This window comes from Aminiphilus sp. (genome assembly GCF_029975095.1).
Lineage (GTDB): Bacteria > Synergistota > Synergistia > Synergistales > Aminiphilaceae > Aminiphilus.
Genome location: NZ_JARKPW010000007.1, coordinates 1 through 2736, shown reverse-complemented (window position 1 = coordinate 2736; position 2736 = coordinate 1). Strand labels below are relative to the sequence as shown.

The window sequence follows — 2736 nt, the reverse complement described above, 5'->3', positions numbered from 1 at the left end:
GCTACGGCTGGGACGGGGTTCCGGCCGACCTGCGTCGATTCATGATGACTCGCTTCCGTTGCGAACCGACGCGGGATTATTTCAAGGAATTTTCGGCACTGAAGGGGGGCTATCCCATTGTCTTGCGCCGGAGGGACGATGGGGAAACGCCCCTTGAGTTCCGCGCCGACGAACCGCTCCGTGCAGGGGTCGTTTTCCGTCTCGAAGGGGATGAGGTACGGATAACCAGGTGTCTCCACGACGGTTCACCTCTTCCGCGCGACGCGGTCGTCGCCGGAGAGTGTCTCATTGACCCGGAGGAGAAGGCCATGCATCCGGTTGCCGAAGGAGCGCCGTGGAAAGTGTGGCGCTCTATCCTCGAATCACTGGATGAACTCTCCGACATGATCGGCGATGACGTGGAGCAGGATAACGAAACGATAATCACCAGCATCGATTCATTCACTTTTGTCGCACTGAGGGTGAGTCCGGAACTCATGGAAAGGATGGGGAGTTCCATCCGTTTTCTCTTTAAAGACGAAGAGGCGGACCTGTCCGTTGCGCACCCCTTTTCCTGGTTTCTGGAGGCGGAAGACGATCTGAACGGAGAGAGCATCGGCCTCGTGCCGAGGGGGGAACTGGCCGGCGTGTCCTGCCCCTTCTCCAAGGATACCTTCCGGTTGTTCATCCCGTGGTCTCGGTCATCTCTTCCCCATCCATTGAGGGCGAAGAAGCGTCTGACGGCCATGATCGACACCGCTTTCGCCGTCCTGGACAGCCCCAACGCCATGGCCGGGGATAAGGCCTTGCGCGTGGGGCTGGGCGGCCCGAATTTTTTGAAACGCGCCGTCAAGTCCGAGGCAAAGCGCGTTGTGAACGCCTTTACCCGCTGTTGCGGGGAAAGGATGCTGTTTCTCCTTGCAACCCCGGACGGTTGGCATTTCGGCGTCGAGGACCGCCCCGTCCAGGCTCGGCTGGTGCGGCTGCTGTATGGTTTTTTCGGGCTGGATTCCTTTTCCGATGGAGAATGGCCGTGCTCCCTGGAGATTGACCGCGAAACCTTTCTCTCCCGGCTTGGGGAGCTGGTGGCGGCCCTGGAACGCGAGGGATTCGGCTTCCGTCTGCGGGGAGAGCCCCTCAGCGTCGGGAGATGGGACTTCACCGTCAATGCGGTCAACGACGGCATCGACTGGTTCGAGCTGAGCCCGGAGATCCGCTGCAATGGAGAACTGCTGGCCGTTGAGGAAATACGCGGTCTCCTGGATTCCGGGATCCTGCGCCAGGGGAACGCCTGTTACCTGCTCGGCGATGAGCAGCGTCTGATACTGGAGCTTCTGACGGATCACGGTGGCGCCAAGCGAAAACGGAAAAAGTAGAGTGAAATCGTCCGCATTCCGCGACTGCAGATCCTGGATTGGCTGGAGCTTCGTTCCCACGGCGTAACCCTCAGGCTGCCGCCGGAGGAGGAAAAGCTTCTCGCAGGCCTTACCCGTCTGGAAAAGATACCGGAGCCGCTGCTCCCGCCGGGGCTCACGGCCGACCTGCGCGCCTACCAGAAAGAAGGGTTCCACTGGCTGGCCTTTCTCCACGAGCACCGCTTCGGCGCCTGCCTGGCCGACGACATGGGTCTTGGCAAGACCGTCCAGACCATCGCCTTCCTGGCCGGGTTGGCCGAAGGGACGATCCCCTTCCCTGATACGGAGCGCCTTCCCCATCTGGTCGTCGTGCCGCCTTCCCTCCTTTTCAACTGGGAGAGCGAGATCGCCCGTTTCTACCCCGCATTCCGGATGATTACCTATGCCGGGCAGAAGCGGAACGCGGACTTCACCGGAGCGGACATCGTGCTCACCAGCTACGGCATCCTGCAGCGGGACGCGGACATCCTTGCCGCCATCCCGTTCCACGTGGCGGTGTTCGACGAGGCCCAGCAGGTGAAGAACATCAACGCCGCCACCACCGGCGCGGCCCGGCGGATCAGCGCCCGGTTCAAGCTGGCCCTCACCGGTACCCCTATGGAGAACCACCTTGGGGAATACTTCTCCATCATGGACCTGTGCGTGCCCGGCCTCCTGGGGAGGTACGAGGAATTCCGGCGGCGCGTCGACATCCGCGGCTTCGGCGGGGTGGACACCCTGGTGCGTCGCACCCGCCCCTTCATTCTCCGCAGATCCAAGCAGATGATCGCCGACGAACTCCCTCCCCGCGTGGAGGCCGACCTCTACCTGGAGATGAACGCGAAACAGAAGACCCTCTACCAGAAGACCGTGGAGGAGGTGAAGGGAAAGGTCGGCGAGGCGTTCCGAGACAAGGCGCCCGGCCAGGCGCGGATGATCGCCCTGACCGCCATCCTCAGGCTCCGTCAGATCTGCCTCTGCCCGTCCCTGGTCGCTTCCGGATCCAGGCCGGAATCCCCCAAGCTGGAATGCCTTGCCGAACAGCTCCACGAGCTTCGGGATGAAGGGCACGCGGCCCTGGTCTTCTCCCAGTTCACCAGCTACCTGGACATCATCGAACAGGGACTGAAACACCACAAGATTCCCTACCTGCGTCTCGACGGCTCCACACCGGTCGCGAAACGGAAGGAACTGGTGAACAGCTTCCAGAAGAGCGCGGAGCCCCTGGTCTTTCTCATCAGCCTCAAGGCAGGCGGCAAGGGGCTCAACCTCACGCGCGCCACCTATGTCTACCACCTGGATCCGTGGTGGAACCCGGCGGTGGAGAACCAGGCCTCGGACCGGGCCCATCGCATCGGCCAGA

2 protein-coding genes are annotated in these 2736 nt (G+C 62.2%); both read left to right on the top strand.

Annotated features, from left to right (window positions below):
- On the top strand, positions 1-1355 hold a 1355-nt coding region (locus tag Q1K49_RS00495), incomplete at its 5' end, for a hypothetical protein (protein ID WP_300521508.1).
- Between the two features lie 6 nt (positions 1356-1361).
- Positions 1362-2736, top strand: a 1375-nt coding sequence (locus tag Q1K49_RS00490) for a DEAD/DEAH box helicase (protein WP_366146027.1), incomplete at its 3' end; no start/stop codon positions are given.